This window comes from Pseudomonas sp. GV105 (genome assembly GCF_003058185.1).
Classification (GTDB): domain Bacteria; phylum Pseudomonadota; class Gammaproteobacteria; order Pseudomonadales; family Pseudomonadaceae; genus Aquipseudomonas; species Aquipseudomonas veronii.
Genome location: NZ_QBUF01000011.1, coordinates 144,441 through 163,866, shown reverse-complemented (window position 1 = coordinate 163,866; position 19,426 = coordinate 144,441). Strand labels below are relative to the sequence as shown.

General features: G+C 63.5%; 11 protein-coding genes. 7 read left to right on the top strand and 4 right to left on the bottom strand.

What is annotated here, in order from left to right; translation table 11 throughout:
• On the top strand, positions 1 to 881 hold an 881-nt coding region (locus tag C8K66_RS21645), incomplete at its 5' end, for a GTP-binding protein (RefSeq protein WP_108525898.1).
• Complete coding sequence (locus C8K66_RS21640; protein ID WP_026139746.1) at positions 878 to 2,050, top strand: PotD/PotF family extracellular solute-binding protein; 1,173 nt, start codon at positions 878 to 880, stop codon at positions 2,048 to 2,050. The genes C8K66_RS21645 and C8K66_RS21640, both read left to right, overlap by 4 nt.
• Positions 2,051 to 2,112: 62 nt before the next feature.
• Here C8K66_RS21640 and C8K66_RS21635 read toward each other — a convergent pair whose 3' ends face one another.
• Both C8K66_RS21635 and C8K66_RS21625 read right to left on the bottom strand, forming a co-directional pair.
• Positions 2,113 to 4,524 carry a glucose/quinate/shikimate family membrane-bound PQQ-dependent dehydrogenase gene (locus C8K66_RS21635; RefSeq protein WP_046384576.1) on the bottom strand — a complete coding sequence of 804 codons (2,412 nt, stop codon included), beginning with the start codon at positions 4,522 to 4,524 and terminating at the stop codon, positions 2,113 to 2,115.
• Between the two features lie 981 nt (positions 4,525 to 5,505).
• The gene (locus C8K66_RS21625; RefSeq protein WP_046384575.1) at positions 5,506 to 7,524 is read right to left on the bottom strand and encodes a TonB-dependent receptor; all 2,019 of its coding nucleotides are present in this window, start codon (positions 7,522 to 7,524) and stop codon (positions 5,506 to 5,508) included.
• A 210-nt stretch (positions 7,525 to 7,734) separates the two neighbouring features.
• Here C8K66_RS21625 and C8K66_RS21620 point away from each other — a divergent pair, with 210 nt between their 5' ends.
• The gene (locus C8K66_RS21620) at positions 7,735 to 7,968 is read left to right on the top strand and encodes a VF530 family DNA-binding protein (RefSeq protein ID WP_010212838.1); all 234 of its coding nucleotides are present in this window, start codon (positions 7,735 to 7,737) and stop codon (positions 7,966 to 7,968) included.
• Positions 7,969 to 7,972: 4 nt separating this feature from the next.
• On the top strand, positions 7,973 to 8,596 hold the full coding sequence (locus C8K66_RS21615) for a Pr6Pr family membrane protein (RefSeq protein ID WP_017844565.1): 624 nt from the start codon (positions 7,973 to 7,975) through the stop codon (positions 8,594 to 8,596).
• A gap of 1 nt (position 8,597) precedes the next feature.
• Here C8K66_RS21615 and C8K66_RS21610 read toward each other — a convergent pair whose 3' ends face one another.
• Together C8K66_RS21610 and C8K66_RS21605 are read right to left on the bottom strand one after the other, a co-directional pair.
• Positions 8,598 to 9,365, bottom strand: coding sequence for a siderophore-interacting protein (locus tag C8K66_RS21610; protein WP_046384574.1), 768 nt, complete (start codon positions 9,363 to 9,365; stop codon positions 8,598 to 8,600).
• Positions 9,362 to 9,931 carry a PadR family transcriptional regulator gene (locus C8K66_RS21605; protein ID WP_017844567.1) on the bottom strand — a complete coding sequence of 190 codons (570 nt, stop codon included), beginning with the start codon at positions 9,929 to 9,931 and terminating at the stop codon, positions 9,362 to 9,364. The genes C8K66_RS21610 and C8K66_RS21605 overlap by 4 nt, the downstream gene beginning before the upstream one ends.
• 157 nt (positions 9,932 to 10,088) lie before the next feature.
• Here C8K66_RS21605 and C8K66_RS21600 point away from each other — a divergent pair, with 157 nt between their 5' ends.
• From C8K66_RS21600 to C8K66_RS21590, 3 genes are all read left to right on the top strand, one after another.
• Positions 10,089 to 15,800: a membrane-targeted effector domain-containing toxin gene (locus C8K66_RS21600; protein ID WP_108525896.1), complete on the top strand. Its 5,712-nt coding sequence runs from the start codon at positions 10,089 to 10,091 to the stop codon at positions 15,798 to 15,800.
• Between the two features lie 445 nt (positions 15,801 to 16,245).
• Complete coding sequence (locus C8K66_RS21595) at positions 16,246 to 16,737, top strand: CS1 type fimbrial major subunit (protein WP_046384572.1); 492 nt, start codon at positions 16,246 to 16,248, stop codon at positions 16,735 to 16,737.
• Between the two features lie 114 nt (positions 16,738 to 16,851).
• Complete coding sequence (locus tag C8K66_RS21590) at positions 16,852 to 19,371, top strand: TcfC E-set like domain-containing protein (protein WP_108525894.1); 2,520 nt, start codon at positions 16,852 to 16,854, stop codon at positions 19,369 to 19,371.
• Positions 19,372 to 19,426: the final 55 nt, after the last annotated feature.

The window sequence follows — 19,426 nt, the reverse complement described above, 5'->3', positions numbered from 1 at the left end:
CGGCGCTGCTGATCAATGAGTTCGGCGACGTCGGCATCGACCACCTGCTGGTGGAAGAGGTGGCGCCGGACACGGTGCTGCTGCCCGGCGGCTGCGTATGCTGCTCGATTCGCGGCGAACTCAAAGACGCATTGCTCAGCCTGTTGCAACGCCGCGAGCGCGGCGAGATCCCGGCCTTCAAGCGGGTGATCCTGGAAACCACCGGCCTGGCCGACCCGGCGCCGATCCTCGCGACCCTCAACAACGACGTGCAACTGCGCGGGCGTGTTCATATCGGCCTGGTCATCACCCTGGTCGACGCCAGCCACGCGGCCCTGCAGGAACGCCTGCACCCGGAATGGCTGGCCCAGGTGGCGGCGGCGGATCGCTTGCTGCTGAGCAAGACCGACCTTGTGGACGACTGCACGCCGCTGCGCCTGCACCTGCAGGCGCTGAACGCGGGCACGCCGATCCTTGATAGCCGCGACATCCACAGCGGCGATCAACTGCTGCTCGGCGCAGGTCTGCGCAGCGCCGAACCGGCCGCCGAAGTCAGGCGCTGGCAACTGCACCGGACCACCACCGCCCGCCACGGCGCCGCGCAAGTCTGCTGCCTGAGCTTCGACCGGCCGCTGGATTGGGTCGGTTTCGGAGTGTGGTTGTCGATGCTGTTAAGATGCCATGGCGAACGAATCCTTCGCGTCAAAGGACTGCTCAACGTGAACGCAAGCTCGGCCCCCATCGTCATTCATGGTGTGCAGCACTGCCTGCATGCGCCGGTCCACCTGCCAGCGTGGCCGGGCAGCGACCGCCAATCGCGCCTGGTGTTTATCCTGCGCGGCCTCGACCCGGTGCTACTGCGCCGCTCGTTTGAGGCGTTTTCACGGCGGTTCGCGGCATGATCACCTTAAGAGTCCTCGGTACGTCGGTGACCTTGCTCGAATGCTTGCGCGTGCGGGCCGAACAGGAACTGGGCATTCGCCTGGTGTACCAGGTGCATGACGTCGAACAGGCCCAGCGCATCGCCGTGATGCAGCCCGACAGCTACGACCTGTACGACCAGTGGTTCCACAACGTCGACTTCGTATGGCCCGCCCGCGCGATCCAACCCATCGACACGCGGCGCATCGCCTTGTGGCACGAGATCAACGACCTGCCCAAGCGCGGTCGCCTGTCGCCCAGCGACCGCCTGGGCAGTGGCAGCGTGCCCAGCGAGCGGTTGTTTGTGCAGCACGATGGTAGCCTCGGCAGCACGGTCACCGAACGCATCAGCATGTTGCCGCTGACCCACAACGCCGACAGCTTCGCCTACCGCCCCGAGCGCCTGCCCGAGGCGTTCAGCCGCAGCAACGAAAGCTGGGGCTGGCTGCTCGACCCGCTGTTGCGCGCGCGCACCGCGTTGCAAAGTGACGCCGCCATCGGCGCGCTCGATGCCGCGTTGGCGGTGCAGGGCGCCGGGCTGGCGAGGTTCAGGGACATCGGCAACATGAGCATCGAAGAGATCGACGTGCTCGCCGATATCCTGGTGCGCAAGCAGAAGGAAGGGCACTTCGCGGCGTTCTGGTCCGACGATGAAGAAGCCGCGCAATTGATGCTCAGCCCGAACATCGATATCCAGAGCCTGTGGTCGCCGACCCTGATGCGCCTGCATCGCGCCGGGGTGAAGTACCGCCTGGCGGTGCCGCGTGAAGGCTATCGCGCCTGGTTCGGCGGCCTGTCGTTGTCGCGCCATGCCCAGGGCCCGGTGCTCGACGCGGCTTATGCGTACCTCAATTGGTGGTTGTCCGGCTGGCCGGGCGCGGTGATGGCACGCCAGGGTTACTACATCGGCAACCCGGCACGCAGCCGCGATCATTTGACCAGCGCCGAATGGGACTACTGGTACGCCGGCAAGCCCGCGCGCGAAGAGTTACCGGGCAGCGACGGCCTGCCGCTGATCGATATCGGCGAAGTGCGCGACGGCGGCTCCTATGAACAGCGCATGGGGCATATCGCGGTGTGGAACTCGGTGATGGATGAACACAACTACCTGGTGCGGCGCTGGGGGGATTTCATGCGCGCGCGAGGCTGATGCCAACCAAAAAAGGCGGCTACCTGTGAGGGTAGCCGCCTTTGTTTTGCTGCAGGTTTTGCTTAATCCGGCAGTTTGAACGCCATCACATAGTCACCCTGCTTGGTGCCCAGGGAGCCGTGACCGCCGGCCATGACCAGCACGTATTGCTTGCCGTCCTTGCCGGTGTAGGTCATCGGTGTGGTTTGCGCACCGGCTGGCAGGCGACCTTCCCACAGTTGCTTGCCGTTTTTCACGTCATAGGCACGCAGGTACTGGTCGAGGGTGCCGCTGAGGAAGGACACGCCACCGGCGGTGGTGAAAGTGCCGCCCAGGCTAGGCACGCCCATGGTCAGCGGGAGCGGAACCGGCGAGCTGTCGCGCACGGTGCCGTTCTTGTGCATCCAGATGGTTTTGTGGGTGGTCAGGTCGACCGCCGCCACATAACCCCACGCCGGCGCCTGGCACGGCAGGCCCATCGGCGACAGCATCGCTTCGAGGATCACGCCGTAGGGCGCGCCTTTGTTCGGCTGCACGCCTTGGGTTTCGCTGATGCGCGGGCCTTGCTTGGCAATGTCGGCGGCCGGGATCAGTTTCGATTTGAACGCCATGTAGTTCGGGTTCACGAACGCGATCTGGCGCACCGGGTCGACGGAAATGCCACCCCAGTCGAACACGCCGAAGTTACCCGGATAAACGATGGAACCTTGCAGCGAAGGCGGGGTGAACGCACCGTCGTAGCGCATGGATTTGAAATCGATGCGGCACAGCATCTGGTCGAACGGGGTCACGCCCCACATGTCGCGCTCTTTGAGCGGCGGTGGCATGAAGTTCAGATCAGACTTCGGTTGCGTCGGCGCGGTGTGATCGCCCGCGACTGCGCCTTGCGGCACGGCCACTTCGTGGATCGGCACCACCGGTTGGCCGGTGGCGCGGTCCAGCACGTAGATGCTGCCTTGTTTGGTCGACGCCATTACCGCTTGTTTCACGCCGGCTTCGGTCTTGATGTCGATCAGCGAAGGCTGGCCGCCCACGTCCATGTCCCACAGGTCATGGTGGGTGAACTGGAAGGTCCACTTCACGTGGCCGCTGTCGATGTCCAGGGCGGTCAGGCCGGCGCTGTATTTTTCCGAGTCTTCGGTACGGTCGCCGCCGTATTGGTCGGGCATCTGGTTGCCCATCGGCAGGTAGAGCATGCCGAGTTTTTCATCCACAGAGAACATGGACCACATGTTCGGCGAGTTGCGGGTGTAGGTCTTGCCTTCGGCCAACGGGGTGGTGTCGTCCGGGTTGCCGCTGTCCCAGTTCCACACCAGCTTGCCGGTGTGGACGTCGAACGCGCGGATCACGCCGCTGGGCTCGTCGGTGGAGACGTTATCGGTGACGTGACCGCCGATCACCACCAGGTTTTTGGTCACCGCCGGTGGCGAAGTGGAGTAGTAACCGCCTGGGGCGAAGCTGCCGATATTGGCACGCAGGTCGACCTGGCCTTTGTCGCCGAAGTCTTCGCACATCTTGCCGGTGTCGGCGTTCAGGGCGATCAGGCGGGTGTCGGCGGTCGGCACGAAGATGCGTTTCGGGCAGGCGTTCGGCGCGGCAGCCGGGCTGGCGCTGCCGGTCGGGCTCTGTTCGGAGGCGTAGGCGGCGTCATCGTGATACGACACGCCACGGCAGGTCATGTGCGCCCAGCCCTTGAAGTTTGCGGCACCTTCGGTGCTGATCTTCGGGTCGAAGCGCCAGATTTCCTTGCCGGTATCCGGGTCCAGGGCAATCACCTGGCTGTGCGGGGTACACACGTAGAGCATGCCGTTGACTTTCAGCGGGGTGTTTTCCGCGGTGGTCTCGCCCGGGTCGTTCGGGCCTGGGATGTCGCCGGTGCGGTAGGTCCACGCTGGAACCAGTTTGTGGGCGTTTTCCGGGGTGATCTGCGCCAGGGGCGAGTAGCGATCGCCGTAGGCCGAACGGCCGTAGGAATTCCAGTCGCCATCGGCCTGGGTCGGCGCGGCGCTGGCCATGCCCGGTACTGCGTCGCGGTCCAGTTGGCCTTTGATTTCACCCGGGTGGGTGAATTGGCTGGCCACGGCGGCAGCGCCGGCCAGGACCACGGCCACGCTCAGCGCGCCGGTGCCCAGCGGTGCCGATTGGCCACGCAGCAACGGACGGCGAAACCATGGGAGTAGCATGACGATGCCCAGGGCGAACAGCAGTGCCAGGCGCGGTACCAACTGCCACCAGTCCAGGCCGACTTCCCACAGTGCCCACACGGTACTGGCGAACAGTACCAGTGCGTATAGGCCCAGCGCGGCGCGGCGGGTGGCCAGCAGCAGAAGGCCGGTCAGGGTGATGCCGATGCCGGCCAGCAGGTAGTACAGCGACCCGCCGAGCAGGCTCAGCTTGATACCGCCGGCCAGTAAGGCCAGGCCCATGATCAGCAGCAAGACGCCTAGCAGCCTGGGCAGTAGGCGGCTTGGGCTTGAGGCACCATCAGTGCTCATAGTGTGTTTCTCCGTGACGTTGGAATTATGTGTCCCCGTGTGTCTTCACTGTAGATGACGATTTGGCACGGGCTTGGTTCAGCGTGAGTCGGTTTTTCCTGGGGATAGCGGGGGGTATCCACAGGGGGGTGATTTATTTTTAGGCGCGGTCGGGTGTGAGACAGCGCTGTCTTTGTGGCGAGGGGTGTTCGGTAGGTTGGGGTTGACCGAGAGTGAATCGTTTCAGGTTATTGCCGCCAAGGATAATGCGGTGGGGCGTTGAGAGAAAGTGAAAATCGCAAGATGCATTATTTCGGATTTGGTAACAGTGACAGAATGTCGCTGTGGGATGAGGGGGTGGGGTTGTTGTTAGGGGGCTGGTGGATGGCCTTGGGGGAGGGGGCATATCCGTTTCTTCGGTAACGGCGGCTATGGGTTCCGCCCTTACGGCGGGTCACTTTGGAAAAGCCCCAAAGTAACCAAAGGGCTCTTGCCCCACCACTCGGCACCTCGCTAGTGCTCGGTGTGCCCTCACTCCGGCTTGAATCCGTGGGCCGCCGTCATGGGCCATCCCTGGCCCAGGACGGCTAACCCGGCGTCCTGCCGGGTTGCCCACGGATTCAAGCCTGCGTTCGGCCAGCGTGGTTTAACGGGGCGCCTCAGATCAAGATCAAGATCAAGAGCCTCGCTTCGCATTGTGGAGTGCTTTGGATCAAAAGCGGATCAAGAGCCTCGCTTCGCATTGTGGAGTGCTTTGGATCAAAAGCGGATCAAGAGCCTCGCTTCGCATTGTGGAGTGCTTTGGATCAAAAGCGGATCAAGAGCCTCGCTTCGCATTGTGGGGTGCTTTGGATCAAAAGCGGATCAAGAGCCTCGCTTTGCATTGTGGGGGGCTTTGGATCGAAAGCGGATCAAGAGCCTCGTTTTGCATTGTGGGGGGCTTTGGATCGAAAGCGGATCAAGAGCCTCGCTTTGCATCGTGGGGCGGTTCTTTTTGGATAGTTAGAAGGTGGTGCGCAGGCCCACTTGTACGCTTCTGCCTGCTGCCGGGGCGATGTCGCGCAGGATCGAGCTGGCATAGCGCACGGTTTGGTTGGTCAGGTTTTCGCCATTGACGAATGCCAGCCACTGGCTGCCGCCGACGTTGAAGCGATAGCCGGCGCTGGCGCCCAGTGTGGTGTAGCCGTCGGTGCCGCTTTCGTTGGAGGGCACACGGCCTTGTCCGGCGGCGTGTTCGATGTCGATGCGCGCTTGCCAGCGGTCCAGTTCCCACAGCAAGCCGCTGTTCAGGCGCAGCGGTGCGATGCGCGGCAGGGCTTCGCCGGTGTCGAGGTTGGTGGCGCGGGTGTAGTCGCCCGACAGTTCCAGTGCGAACTTGCCGTAGGCGCCTTCGCCGAGCTTCCAGTGATCCTGGGCTTCAAAGCCGGCGAAACGGGCACGCACTCCTGAGTATTCGTATTCGGGGATGCCGCCGGCGTCTTCTTCACCTTCGTCGTTCAATGTGCGACCTGTGCCCAGCAGGCCGATGTAGTTGGAGAAACGGCTGTAGAACACGCCGAAGCTGCCCTTGTGCGTGCCGTTGTCAAAGCGCAGTGCGAGGTCGCTGGATACGGCTTTTTCTTTCTTCAGGTTGGCGTTGCCCAACTCGTAGGTGCCGGTGGCGACGTGAGCGCCGTTGGCGTACAGCTCGTAGAAGGTCGGCGCGCGTTCGGTGTAGCCCAGGGTTGCGGCCAGCGACCAGATCGGCGTGAGGGTGTACACCGCGCCGGACGACAGGCTGCCGGCGGTGAAGTCGTTGGTCTTGTCGGCATTGGCGAAGCGCGCGTTGCCTTTGCTGTCCGGGTCGACGCTGGTGTGCTCCAGGCGCCCGCCGAGGCTGAGTTTCAGGCGCTCGGTGGCCTGCATTTCTTCGAGGATGAACAGCGCGCCGGCGTTGGTGTCGGTCTGCGGCACGAAGGCTTCTTCGCCGAGGGCCGAGAACTCGTTGCGGGTCACTTGTGCGCCGACCACGCCGTCGAACGGGCCGAGCGGCTGGTGGCGCGCTTCAACCCGGGCTTCATAGCCTTTGTTCTTGAAGATCGTGCCGGTTTCGCCGCCTTCGATTTCGCGGTGCTCGTAGTCGGTGTAGCCGGCGTCGAGTTTCACCGAGGTGAACGGGCCTTGCAGGTTGCGTACCTCGGAGGCAAACGCGTAGTGGTCCTGCTTCATGCGGATCCGCACAGCCTGTTCGGCGGGTGAGCCGTAGTTGCTGTCGTAGGTGCTGTAGGACAGCCCGGCATAACCGTCGTCCCAGGTGTAGGAACCGCCCAGCGCACCGCCGTCCTGGCGCCCGTCGCTGTTGCCCAGGCGGCCGTTTTTGCCGGGGCCGTCTTCGGCTTCCGGGGCGTGGCGGCTGCGGGCTTGGCCCGGGATTTTGAGGTCGTTGAATTCCCGCGCATTCGCGTCCAGGTGCAGGGCGAAGGTGCCGTTGCCGGCTTCGAGTTTGCCCGCGCTGCTGCGCGTGGTGTCGGCGCCGCCGTAGCGTAATTCGCCGGCGCCGTGGATGCCTTCGATGGCTTCGGTGGGGATGCGATTGTCGAAGGTGTTGACCACCCCGCCGATGGCGCTGCCGCCGTACAACAGGGCCGCCGGGCCGCGCACGATTTCGATGCGGTCGACGTTGACCGGGTCCAGCGGCACGGCGTGGTCGTAGGACAGCGACGACGCATCCAGCGCGCCCACGCCGTTGCGCAGCAGGCGAATGCGGTCGCCATCCTGGCCGCGGATGATCGGTCGGCTGGCGCCCGGGCCGAAGTAGGACGACGACACGCCCGGTTGCTTGTTCAGGGTTTCGCCGAGGCTGCCTTTTTGCTGCAGGGTCAGCTCATCGCCTTCCAGCACGGTGGTCGGCGAAGCCAGTTGCGCGCTGCCCAGGGGGTTGGCGGTGATGACTTGGGGTTGCAGTTCCAGCGCATGGGCTTCGGAGCAGATCAGCAGGGCGGCGGCGAGGGGCGACAAGCGCCAGGCAGAGGAGAGGGACATCGGACATTCCTTGGCAAACGACAAAAAGAGAAGGCGGCAAACGGTAACGAACAGCTTACGGTTGATAACTATCGTTACAATATAACATCTCTTTTTGCCCTGAAAAGGGCAACTTTTCCCCAGGGGCTATATTCAATGCGGTGCTTCCACCTGTTCGCCCCGTCGGCTAAGGTGCGCGGCTGTATTTCCTCTTTTTGCAAAAGGCCTGGCATGACCGCGACAAGCAACGACCCGCTTCACGGCGTGACTCTGCAACACGTCCTCACCACCCTGGTGGAACACTACGAATGGAGCGGTCTGGCCGAGCGCATCGATGTCCGCTGTTTCAAGAGCGACCCGAGCATCAAGTCGAGCCTGACGTTCCTGCGCAAAACCCCGTGGGCGCGGGAGAAAGTCGAAGGGCTGTACGTGAAACTGATGCGTACCAAACGCCCGTTGGACTGAGCCCATGAAACGCTGTGTGACGGCGGCGGCCCTGGCCGGTTGGGTGGGGTTGGCGATTCAGCAATACCTGATTTTCTATTCGCGCTGGTCGACGGGCGCCAGCCTGTTGGGCGGTCTGGTCAACTTCTTCAGCTTCTTCACCGTGTTGACCAACACCCTGGTGGTGGTGGTGCTGAGCTACGCCGTGGTTGATCGTGATTCAGCGGCGAAGCGGTTTTTCCTGGCGCCCAGGGTCAGCAGCGCGATTGTCGCCAGCATCGTGCTGGTGAGCCTGGCCTATAACCTGTTGCTGCGGCACCTGTGGCAGCCCGAAGGGTTCCAGTTCATCGCCGACGAATTGCTGCACGACGTGATGCCGCTGCTGTTTGTCGTCTACTGGTGGCGCTGTGTGCCCAAGGGCACGTTGCAGTGCAAACACATTGGCCTGTGGGTGTTGTACCCGTTGGTGTACTTCGCCTATGTGCTGCTGCGCGGGGATTTGCTCGGGCAATACCAGTATCCGTTTTTCGACGTCGGCACCCTCGGTTATCCACAGGTGTTCGTGAATGCCGGGGGGATTCTGGCGGGGTTTGTGCTGATTGCTCTGGCGGTGGTGGGGTTGGATAAAAGCATCAAACCCCACGGATGACTCACTCTTCCTCACTGCCCTCGGCGCGCCAGTAGCCGACGGCCTTGAGGAACGCTTCATCGACCTTGTGCGTATCCAGCAGCACCCGGCGCACCTGGCGCGACAGCTTGGTTTCCATCGCGACGAAGGTGTACAGCGCACCGCTCGGCAGCGTCAGTGCGCGCACGGTGTCGAGCAGGTCGGCCTGGCCGCGCACCACCCAAATCACTTCCACCTCGGCCGCGCTTTGCAGTGTTTGCCGTTCCGCCGCATCGGCGATTTCGATCACCGCCAGCACCGTGCGCCCGGCCGGCAGTTCTTCGAGGCGGCGGGCGATGGCGGGCAGGGCGGTTTCGTCGCCGATCAGCAGGTAGCTGTCGAAGATGTCCGGCACGATCATCGAGCCCCGTGGGCCGCCGATGTACAGGTGCTGGCCGACTTGAGCCTGCTCGGCCCAGGTGGAGGCGGGGCCGTCGCCGTGCAGCACGAAGTCGATGTCCAACTCGCCGAGGCTCAGGTCGAAACGCCGTGGCGTGTAGTCGCGCATGGCCGGCTGCGGGCCATCGCCCTTGATGCTGAAGGTCGGGCTTTGCAGCGCGGCTTGCTCGGCGGCGTTCTGCGGGAACATCAGCTTGATGTGATCGTCACTGCCCAGGCTGACAAACCCCGCCAGTTCGGGGCCGCCGAGGGTGATGCGGCGCATGCGCGGGGTGATATCGACCACCCGCAGCACGTCGAGGCGACGGCGTTTGATCTCGTGGCTGACGCGATGGATGACGGGCGTATTCATTGATTTTCCCCCTGGACAGCTTGAACGGCCGGGCCGTCGACGATGGCTTGTGCGGTGCTGTTGAGCAGCGTGGCGACCCGCGCGATTTCTTCGGCGCTCCAGCGTCCGTGGTGCAGTTGCAAGGCATGACGCAGGTTATGCACCGCCTCGTGGATTTCGGGCGGGCGATCATGGCCGCGCAGCGAGCGTTTGCTCACGTCGATACGCATTCGCACGCCTTCCAGTGCAATCGCCTGCTCACTTAAAGAAAGACGACCGGCGTCGGTGATGGTGTAGCGTTTTTTTCCGCCTTCGGCATCGCCGCTGATCAATTCGCTTTCTTCAAGGAAGGTCAGGGTCGGGTAGATCACGCCGGGGCTGGGGCTGTAGGCGCCGTCGAACAGGCCTTCGATCTGGCGGATCAGGTCGTAGCCGTGGCACGGCTGCTCGGCGATCAGCGCCAGCAACAGCAACTTCAGGTCGCCGGGGGCGAACACGCGTGGGCCGCGACCGCCGCGTTCACGGCCGGGGCGTTTTTCGAAGCCGTCGCGGCCGTCGCCGTGGGAATGGGGATGATGCTCTCTCATTTTGGGTCTCTCCGTTTTGGTTAAGATATAACTTAAGATATATCTTTATACTGTTCAAGATCAGTCGACCAACGGTCGCGGCCTACTTAACTACCACCGTCCCGCGTGATGCGCCCAGCATGCTGATGGCTCTTCCCATGTGCATGGAGCCAGTGCGATGAGCACATTGATTTCTCCCCCTTACTCGCCAACCTCCTTGGAAATACGCGGGTATCTGCATCAGATCGGTCACCAGTTGCTCGAAACCGACACCCCGTTACTGTCCAAGCGGCCGCTCCCCGTCGAGTTACAACAGCTTGAAAAACTCAACCAGACGCTCACGGCGCACGCGCGCGCTCACTTCGACCGCTGTCGTGCGCTGTATGCCGATGTGGCGCAGGCCGACCTGCAAAGTGACGAGGGCAAGCAACGGCTGGCGACGCTCAAGCGCGACCTCACGGCGCACTTGCAAAAACTGGACGAAACCGGGGTGTTGGGCGGCCAAAGCCTGCGCACGTTCATGGCCAACGACGCCGGCCTGGTCGCGTTGGAACTCGAAGCCAGGCTCAACATCCAGGACTCTCTGCTGCATCGTGAAGAGGCCCGTCTGGTGCAGAACCTGGGGCTCGGGCCGAGCTTTCGACCGGGCATCTATGCGCTGACGTTCAGCTATCGAGCCCAGACGATTGAGTTCGCCGGGGCCTTTGTGTTGACCGAAAAAAACACCCCCGTGGTCGCGCAGCTGACCCCGGCCGACGATGCCGGCTACGTCGTGCTGTTCACGCCGGCCCGCGGCTTCGAGTCGTTCAGCTCGCTGGCCGAGATGAACCGCCGACTGCGCGAGACGATGGCGGTCGGCAGTTGGCGCAAGGAGTTCATGCGCCTGCTGCCGCGCCGGTACTGGGGGCTGTCCGTCATGGGCGTCTGGCCGCTGCAGTTGGTCCCCATCAACAGCGAACCGCTGTGCGAACACACCTACGACGCCAGGCTGGCCAAACGCGCGCTGGATATCGATTGGGCCTTGAGCCTGGACGCCAACCCCGACCATAGCGCCCGACAGCTGCTTGCCGAGCTGGACGACGCGATTCGCGCGGCCTTGCCCGACCTCAGCCCGCGCCTGGAATTGCGCGCCCAGCGCCTGCTCGACCGTTGCCTGGAGCACAGCGCCCCGGCCTGGTATCGCAACGCGCCGAGCCACCAGCGCGAGGCCCTGGCGCGGCAGCTGAGCGAGTACGACGAGGCCCGCCAAGCCCTGCTGAACCTGTTCGGCCATGCCGCCTCGCCGCAGGCCCTGGCGCGCTATCAGTTGCTCGAACAACTGGCCGCTGACCTGGAAATCACCGACCTGGACCCTGACCGCCTGCAAGTCCGCACGCGCCGCAGTGTGGCCAGGGTCGGCGCCTACGAGCAGAAACACAACCTGACCGCGCTGGCGCTGCGCGGCCTGCACACCGGCGACGAACTGCCCGGCTCGGCGTTTTTGCTCAATACCACCCTCACGTATGCCGACGCGCCACTGCCCGAGCGCTATCAAGACCTGACCCCGGCCTATCTGGTCAGCCTGCTCGACAGCCTCAAACCGCGTGCGGAGTTTGAGGCCGTGCGCCGCGAGTACTACGCCAAGCCGCAGATCCATGCCGCCATCGAACAGATGCTCGACCGCCGCATCAATGCCCTGGCCTACACGGCCACGCTGCAAAACCACATCACCGAGGCCGACTATCAACGCGTTACCCGCCTGCGTCGCGGCACCGACGCGCAACTGCACGCGAGCAGCGTTGCGCTCAATGGCTGTGTGCTCAAGGACCTCTGGCTGCTGCGCGAGCGCGACGAGCAGGGCGCGATCCAGCGCTTGCTGCTGTGTACCCCCGAAGCGCCGCAGGCCCAGCAGTTTCATGGGTTCGACACGGAAACCGGCTGCCAGGCGCATATCCTCGGCTGGTGCGCGGACGAAACCATGCGCGCTTATCTGCTGGGGCAAGTCGCCCTCAAGTCCCGTGCGGGTCTGGAAACGTTCATGGCTGGCCTGGGCTTCATTCCGGCGCGCCAGGAATATCGCCACGTCACCTTCAGCCAGGCGGCCGACCACGCCGATTGCCTCAAGGCCCTGTGCGCCCAACTGCTGGAGGTGCAGACCGACGATTACCACTGGGGCACCCCGACGTGGTACCGGGCCGCCACCGAGGCCCAGCGTCGACAACTGACTCAACTGGCGGAAAACGCCGAAGGCGCGGCGAACACCTATGCGCAAAACCCGTTATCCGACGCCCGCTTCATCAGCTTCGAGCGCTTCCTGCATGCCCAGGCCAAGACGCAGCTCAACGCCCTGCTGGGGCGCCAGCGGCAAAACGATGTCGACCCCGATACGGTGTGGGTGCATTACCCCAAAGACTTCCCGGCGTTGACGCGCCCCGCGTCGGTGTCCTACACCCGCTTGTATCGCGATGGTTATGAGGATTCGCTGGGGTTTCTCGACGCCAGGTTCGACACCGTCGCCACCTTCATGGGCCCGGCCGGGGTCGACCTGAGCAAGCTCACGCCGCGCAACGTCGCGCTTTCGGTGCGCGGCGTATGGATCGGCCAGCGCTACGCCGATGAAGTCCAGGCCAAACTGCAAAACCCGGCCAGCCCCGGTTATGCCCTGCGCCGCGACGCAACGCTGGCGATCAACCAGTTGCAGTTGCACAGCGCGGCGCTCGAATCGCGCCTCAAAGGCCATATCGCCCAGGTCGATCTGGATTGGTTTGAACGCGCCATCAAGAGCCTGGACGACACCTCGGTCGAGACGCGCAGCATCTACAACGTACATCGCCTGATGATCGACGGCGACTGGGTGATCGACACCTTGCTGTTCAGCCACGGCGCGAATCCGGTGTTGCTCTATACACCGCAGGCGCCGGACGGCGTGTTCTTGCGCGAAGCCCGGCTGTTCAACTACCTGCTGAAAAAAGTCGACGGCATGCTCGATTACTTCAGCGCCCGCGTCGGTGTGCAGTCCCGGGTGCGCGTGCGGCGTTTTCTGCAAACCGCCCAGGCCGGCCTGCCCGCAGACCTCAACAGCACCGACCTGAGCCTGGCGCGCTACGACGCGATCGAGCGCGTGCCGCCCGTGCTCGACCTGCGTCACCTGCTGCACGACATGAAGCTGCAACGCAAGATCGACGACGTTGCCGCCACCACGGTCAATCGCACCGACATGATCATGGGCCTGGTCTGGAGTTGCCTCGAACCGCTGATCGCCATTGCGACCGCACCGTTCCCGGTGTTGAGCCTGAGCCTGGGCCTGCTGCTGGCGCTCAAGGACGGCATGCTGGCCCTGCACGCCTACAACCAGGGCGACACCGATGCGGCGCTGCAACACTTCGTCGGCTACCTGAGCAACAGCCTCGGCGCGGTGTTCACCGACCTGCGCCCGGCACTCAAGTCCATCGGCCCGCTGCTCCGGCCGATGCGCCACCTCATGCGCCCAGCAGCGCCGCGCCAGGCCATGGCGTTGATCCAACAACTGCAGCCGCCGAGCCCCACGCTCGCCGGTATGCAGGCGGTGTGGTTCGAGGGCCGGCCGTTGTGGGCGGGCAAAACCCCCGATGCCCTGGGTCGCTATCTGCTGTTTCGCCAGGACCCGGTGAGCGGCAAACTCGTGTCGACCGCACGCCTGGTCAACCAGAACGCCGAGGGCCGCTGGGTGCGCTCGGGCCTCACCGGCGGGGCGCCGAAACGCCCCGCGCCAAGCCCCCACGCGTTGCAGCGCTATGAAGTTCCGCCGGAGCTGGCCAAAGACTACGAAAGCGTTCTGAGCGTGGAGTTTCGCAACACCTCCAGCGTCGATGAGTTGTTGGGCGAGGGCACCCGCGACAGCCTGCTGACCTATGAAATGGCCCCGCTCCAGGCCCCTTACCTGCACGCCTACCTGCAGTTGCGCGGCGATGCCGACACGTTCTTCGCCCAGCTCAATCCCATCGTTCCCAGGGCCGATGTACTGGCCTTCGAAGCCAGCGCGAGCCATCGGCACATCCTGGAAAGCGCCTTCAAGGAAAACCCCGGCTTGGTGGTGGGCGCCGTGCCTGGCTCGCTCGCCGCCAAACAGCTGCTGATCGACAATATGCACACCCTCTACGAGCAGGGCGTGCGGCGCCTGTACATCGAGTACCTGCCGGCCGACCTGTTCCGGGGCAAACTGGACAAGTTCAACGCCGGCGGCAGCTACTGGCACATCAGCGAGTACCTGAAAAAAGTCGAGGCAGCCCTGGGGATCGCCAACGACTCGCCGCATTCCTATCGCGCCCTGATCCTTGCGGCGCGCCGGCAAAACATCGCCGTTTGTGGGCTGGACGCGTCTACCGGCTACGAGGTGGACAAAGCCTTCAACCTGAAAAACGGCGCGCTGGTCAGCCCTCGGCCCAACGCCCAGCGACACTTCTACTCCCACACGCTGATCGAGGCCGACATCGGCGCAAAACCCGGCGAAGGGTGGGTCGCCCTGGTCGACAGCCGCCGTCTCAACACGCACACCCAGACCCCGGGCCTGGCCGACCTGCAAAAGACCCTGAGTGTGCGCGTCGAAGACGTCGCCCCCGGCCAACCGGTGGGCATCTGGAACGATACGCCCGGCGCGATCGTCGACGACCCGGCGGCCAAAGCCGACTTCAAGCTGACCCTGCAAACCGCCTACACGGCGCCCCCGGCATTCGTCACCGCGCCTGGCCGCGCAAGCGCGTACAGCGAGTTCGACATCGACTCGCGGTTCGTCCCCGAGCTGCATGAAATGGGCAAAGGAGCGCATGCGTTCGACACCCGTTATGGGTCGCTCAACCCGAAAATCGCCGCTGCCGAAAGCGCCTTCCACAAGACCCGCGAGCGCCTGAACAAAACGGCGCAGGCGTTCTTCAAAACCCCTGAACTGCCCCCCAGGCCGACGTTGCCGGACCTGCCGGCGAACACCACGCCCGCCGACTTTATCGCGCAAAGCTACCAACACGCTCGGGGGCTGATTGTCTGCGAGAGCCACGTCGAGCAATCGAGCAAGGCGCTGCTGATCGATCAGATGAAGGCGCTCAAGCAGCAAGGCGTCAAAACCCTGTACATGGAGCACCTGTTCACCGACCTGCACCAGGCCGACCTGGATACCTTCCAGCGCACGGGCGTATTGCCCCCAGCGCTCAAAGACCGCCTGTGGACCCTCGACCGGGGCCACATGCCCGAGTACCGCGGGCCGCACACGTACACCAGCGTGGTGGAAGTGGCAGGCAAACACGGCCTGCGCATCCGCGCATTGGATTGCGTATCGAGCTACCACACCAAGGGTATGAGCGCGCCGCAGACGTCGCGCATTGCGATGTTCAACTTCTTTGCCGGCGAGGTCATCCGTCTAGACCAGGCGGCCCAGGGCGCGCACAAGTGGGTGGCGCACATGGGCAATGCTCATGTGCATTCGGTCGAAGGGATTGCGGGGGTGGCCCAGACGCAAGGGGCGATCAGCCTGCGGCTCTCAGATGTACCGGCGGGCACGGCCAGCGAGCTGCGCTCAGGGCTGCAATGGACCGTCGCCTACGGATCGTCGTTGTACCCCAACCGGCTGACGGCGATCCGCAGCGACTTCACCCTGGCTGTCGGCGTCCCTGGCATGCGTCCTCCTCGCGCCTATGTTCCCGCCGATCGTTCACGCTTGACGCGACCGGGGCAGTTCATGGTCGAGCAGCTTTCACTCCATGAAGTGAATCTGGTGCATCACTCGCGCAGCGGCGAGATCCTTTCCACGCCGGTGCAGATCGACGATCAAGGCCGCTTCTTCATCGAGCGCTGGGCAGAACTGAAGGACGAGCGGTTCAGCGCGTTCGAACGGCTGCTCTCGGCCCTCGATCAGGTGGTGAAACTCACCCACGTCCAGTAAACCTGACCCCCCCTGCCGGCGCGGGCAGGGGGGTGGAAAAGTCCAGATCCTACGTCAATAACACCGTCGTCAATCTAGGCGGTGGCCGTTGAAGGCGTAGAGTGATGCCCTCGTGTAGTTCCAATACTACAGATGTGAAGTTGTGCGTTAAGTGTCTCCTGATAACTGTACTGCTTTTATTGAATTATCTGTGTGTCATTAACGTCTTACAGTCGTTTTTTTAAAAATCGTATTTATTGCATTTCTTCCTCCAGCGTAATGGCCTATTGGCCTGCATGTTTCTCGGAGCTTGCCTGCTTACTTTTAAAGCGCATTGGTCGAATATTTCCCGGCGTTGAATGTTCAGCCAAACAATGAACATTGCGCCGCGCTGTTAGTTGGAAGTGAGTCTTGACTTGCTTTTTAGTTAACCGCCTTCCTTTAAATGACTACTAGGTATTCAAGCATGATCAAGAAGTTTGCTGTTCTGCTCCCGCTGGCTGTTGCGGTATTGGGTTCTTCGGCTGCCATGGCCGCCAACGATGCAAGCACCACGATCAACATCAAGGCCGACATCCCTACCAAGCAGTTCCACGCCCAGCCCCTGGACCCCAACTTCGGTCGCGACGAAATCATGACCTACAACACCGTGACCGGCGAACTGAGCACGCTGTCCTCGATGTTCACCCTGAAAAACACCGGTGGCTCGATCGACGCCTACCTGCAGGACGGCCCGGCGGCGCTCACCAACGGCACGGACTCGATCCCGCTGACCATCACCCTGGGCACCGTGGCCCTGACCGGTAGCCCGCAAGAAGTGGCCGCCGACGCAGAGTCCAACCCCGGCCTGCAAAAAATGATGACCATCAAGGCCGCCAAGCCGGCGGACACCCAGACCGGTCTCTACACCAGCGTCGCCACCGTGATCTTCGACAACGTGCCGCGCACCGCTTTCTAAGCACCCGGCACGCGATAAGGCCGCGCCTTATCGATCACACCCACCGCCCGCAGGTTGTGTTCGCCTGCGGTCGGTTTCCAGATGGTTTGCAGTTCGCCATAGAGTATTAAGTTCATGTTCCCGATGAAACCCATCGCGGCGGCGCTGGCCCTGCTTGCCTGTTCGGCTGCCTGGGCGGCGGCTGATAACAGTTATACGCCACGCAGTTTACTGGCTCAGGCGAAAGGTTTGCCGAGCGAATTCGAAGAGCATTTTTTTGATGTGCCCCTGGCCGTGCGTATCGAACGCGACGAAGTCTTTCTGGGCGAGGCGATGGTGATACTTTCGCGCGATGACCGCCTCACGCTGCTGGACTTTACCGATATCAGCGACAGCCCGATACAACCCGCTGAGCGCGATACCTGGAGCCACTACCTGCAACAAGGCGCGGCCCTGGGAAGTTGCACGCAAACCTGCCCGGAGAAGATGTTGGCGGTGCATTACAACCTGGAAAACTCGCTGGTCTCGATCCTCACGGAGAACGCCGAGCATGACACCGATCATCAACGTTATTACCACCAGCCCCAGGACGGCAGCACGGGCTTGATTGTCAGCAACCAGTTGAACCTCAACGGCGGCCAAGCGCAGGAACTCGGCGGACGTTTCGGGGTTGAAGCCAGCAGCAGCCTGGGGAACTGGAGCCATGCGCTCAACCTGCAACTGGCACGCCTCGGCGGGCCGGACACCCAGCTTTATCACGCACTGTATTCGCTGTACGCCCAGCGCGAATTCGAAGGCCAGTTCCTGCGCCTGGGCTATTTCACGCCCACCTCCGAGGGGCTCAATCGCCAGCCGCGCGCGTTCGGCGCCGCGCCGGATATCGCCGTGGGTGTGATGCTCGGCAGTTCCGACAGCCTGGCTATCAACAACCCCAAGCCCAGCGTGTACCCGATCTACGTCACCTCCAACCGCCAGGGCTCGGTGGAGATTTACCGCAACGGCCTGCTGATCAACACCCAGGCGGTGGCCGCCGGTTTGCAGAGCATCGATACGCGGCCGTTGCCCGGTGGCATTTATGAAGTGGAAGTGCGCCTGGTCGAGGACGGCCAGGTCACTGCCACCACCCAGGAGTTGGTGTACAAGCCCAACAACTGGCGCAACCATGACGAGCGCTGGCGCTACAACGTGTTCGCCGGCCGCGAAAGCACCTTGTTCAACAACTGGGAGCAACGCGACAAAGGCGATATGACCGCCGGCGCTTCGCTCAATTACCTGCTGCACCCGCGTGTGATCGTCGGCTTGTCCGGGCGCCAGGTGCAGGAGCGCATGCAATACGGCGCTTCCATCGACTGGACATTGGCGACCCAGGCGAGCCTGTACGCCAACGTCTACCAGACCCAGGACCACGGCACCGGCATGGACGTGCAAGGCCTCTACAGTTATGGCGCCGGCAGCGTGATCGCCAGCCACAACCGCAGTTGGCTGGACACCCGCAACACCTACGACACGCTGCCCGACGGCACGCGGCTGCGCACCCGGCAAACCTTCGTCGGCCAGACCAGTACCTCGTCGCTGTCGATCAATCACCGCCTGATCAACCAGCATTCGCTCAATGCACGCCTGTCCCACAGCCAGGGCAACGTCGAGGGCGTCGGCCTGGACCTGGGTTGGAGCAAGCACGACCGGTTGTTCGGCAGCGATGCCAATTGGCGCCTGTCGCTGTTCGACCGCCCCGCCAGCCGCAGCACCGGCGACCGGCGCAACCGTGGCGTCGACCTGACCCTCAACCTGGCCCTCGGTGGGCCGGGCGAGCAGTGGTCGGGCAGCATCGGCTCGCGCACCTCGCGCGACGGCAAACGTGACAACAATGGCTCGCTGACCTACCGCAAAGACCTCAGCGGCCATGTGCTGCAGAACGTCTCGGCCACCGTGCTGACCGATACCTACGGCGTCGGCCTGTCCGGCATGACCAGCTTCCACGGCGACATGCTCGCCGGCGATGCGTTTGCCCAGCGCTCCTCCTTCAACGGCAACCTCACCGGCGGCCTCAACCTGCACAGCACCTTCGCCGTCGGCGGCCAGAAGGTGGCCCTGACCAGCCAGTACCACGGCGACGGCGCGGGCATGATCGTCGATGTGGAAACCGACCTCGACGACATCACCCTGCGCGCCGACGACCTCAGCGGTGGCAGCACCGCGCTGCGGCCGGGGCGCAACTTCGTGCCGCTCACCGCCTACCGGACCGGCTCGGTGGCGTTCGACTTCGACGGCAACCACCCGCCGGCGGCGAACATCCAGCCGCCGCGCAGCGCCTACCACATCAACAAGGGCGGGGTGGACTACCGCAAGATCCGCGTGATGAAAACCGTCACCGTGCTCGGTCGCCTGCTCGACCCGCAGGGCCGCCCGCTCAAGGGTCATCACGTGATCAACCATGCCAGCCGTGGCGTCAGCGAGGTCGACGGGTTCTTCTCGATGGAAATGAACGCCGGCTCGCCCACCCTGGAAGTGCGCCGGGGCAACCAGTTGCTCTGTCAGTTCCGCCTCGACCCGAGCAAGGCCCGCAGTGAAAACGATGTGCTGATGATCGGCGACCTGCGTTGCACGCCGGATACCTTGGCCGATGGCGCTTTCGAGCGGCCGACGTCGGGGTGATTCGCACAGGGTGTAAGCCATGAACATCGATACGGATAGGCCTGTTCGGGCGCGG

What these genes read in the sequence shown, in the direction of transcription:
- C8K66_RS21625 (WP_046384575.1), bottom strand. Translation starts at nt 7,524, where the DNA reads ATGTCCCTCTCCTCTGCCTGGCGCTTGTCGCCCCTCGCCGCCGCCCTG.
- C8K66_RS21590 (WP_108525894.1), top strand. Translation starts at nt 16,852, where the DNA reads ATGTTCCCGATGAAACCCATCGCGGCGGCGCTGGCCCTGCTTGCCTGT.
- C8K66_RS21640 (WP_026139746.1), top strand. Translation starts at nt 878, where the DNA reads ATGATCACCTTAAGAGTCCTCGGTACGTCGGTGACCTTGCTCGAATGC.
- C8K66_RS21615 (WP_017844565.1), top strand. Translation starts at nt 7,973, where the DNA reads ATGAAACGCTGTGTGACGGCGGCGGCCCTGGCCGGTTGGGTGGGGTTG.
- C8K66_RS21635 (WP_046384576.1), bottom strand. Translation starts at nt 4,524, where the DNA reads ATGAGCACTGATGGTGCCTCAAGCCCAAGCCGCCTACTGCCCAGGCTG.
- C8K66_RS21610 (WP_046384574.1), bottom strand. Translation starts at nt 9,365, where the DNA reads ATGAATACGCCCGTCATCCATCGCGTCAGCCACGAGATCAAACGCCGT.
- C8K66_RS21620 (WP_010212838.1), top strand. Translation starts at nt 7,735, where the DNA reads ATGACCGCGACAAGCAACGACCCGCTTCACGGCGTGACTCTGCAACAC.
- C8K66_RS21605 (WP_017844567.1), bottom strand. Translation starts at nt 9,931, where the DNA reads ATGAGAGAGCATCATCCCCATTCCCACGGCGACGGCCGCGACGGCTTC.
- C8K66_RS21595 (WP_046384572.1), top strand. Translation starts at nt 16,246, where the DNA reads ATGATCAAGAAGTTTGCTGTTCTGCTCCCGCTGGCTGTTGCGGTATTG.
- C8K66_RS21600 (WP_108525896.1), top strand. Translation starts at nt 10,089, where the DNA reads ATGAGCACATTGATTTCTCCCCCTTACTCGCCAACCTCCTTGGAAATA.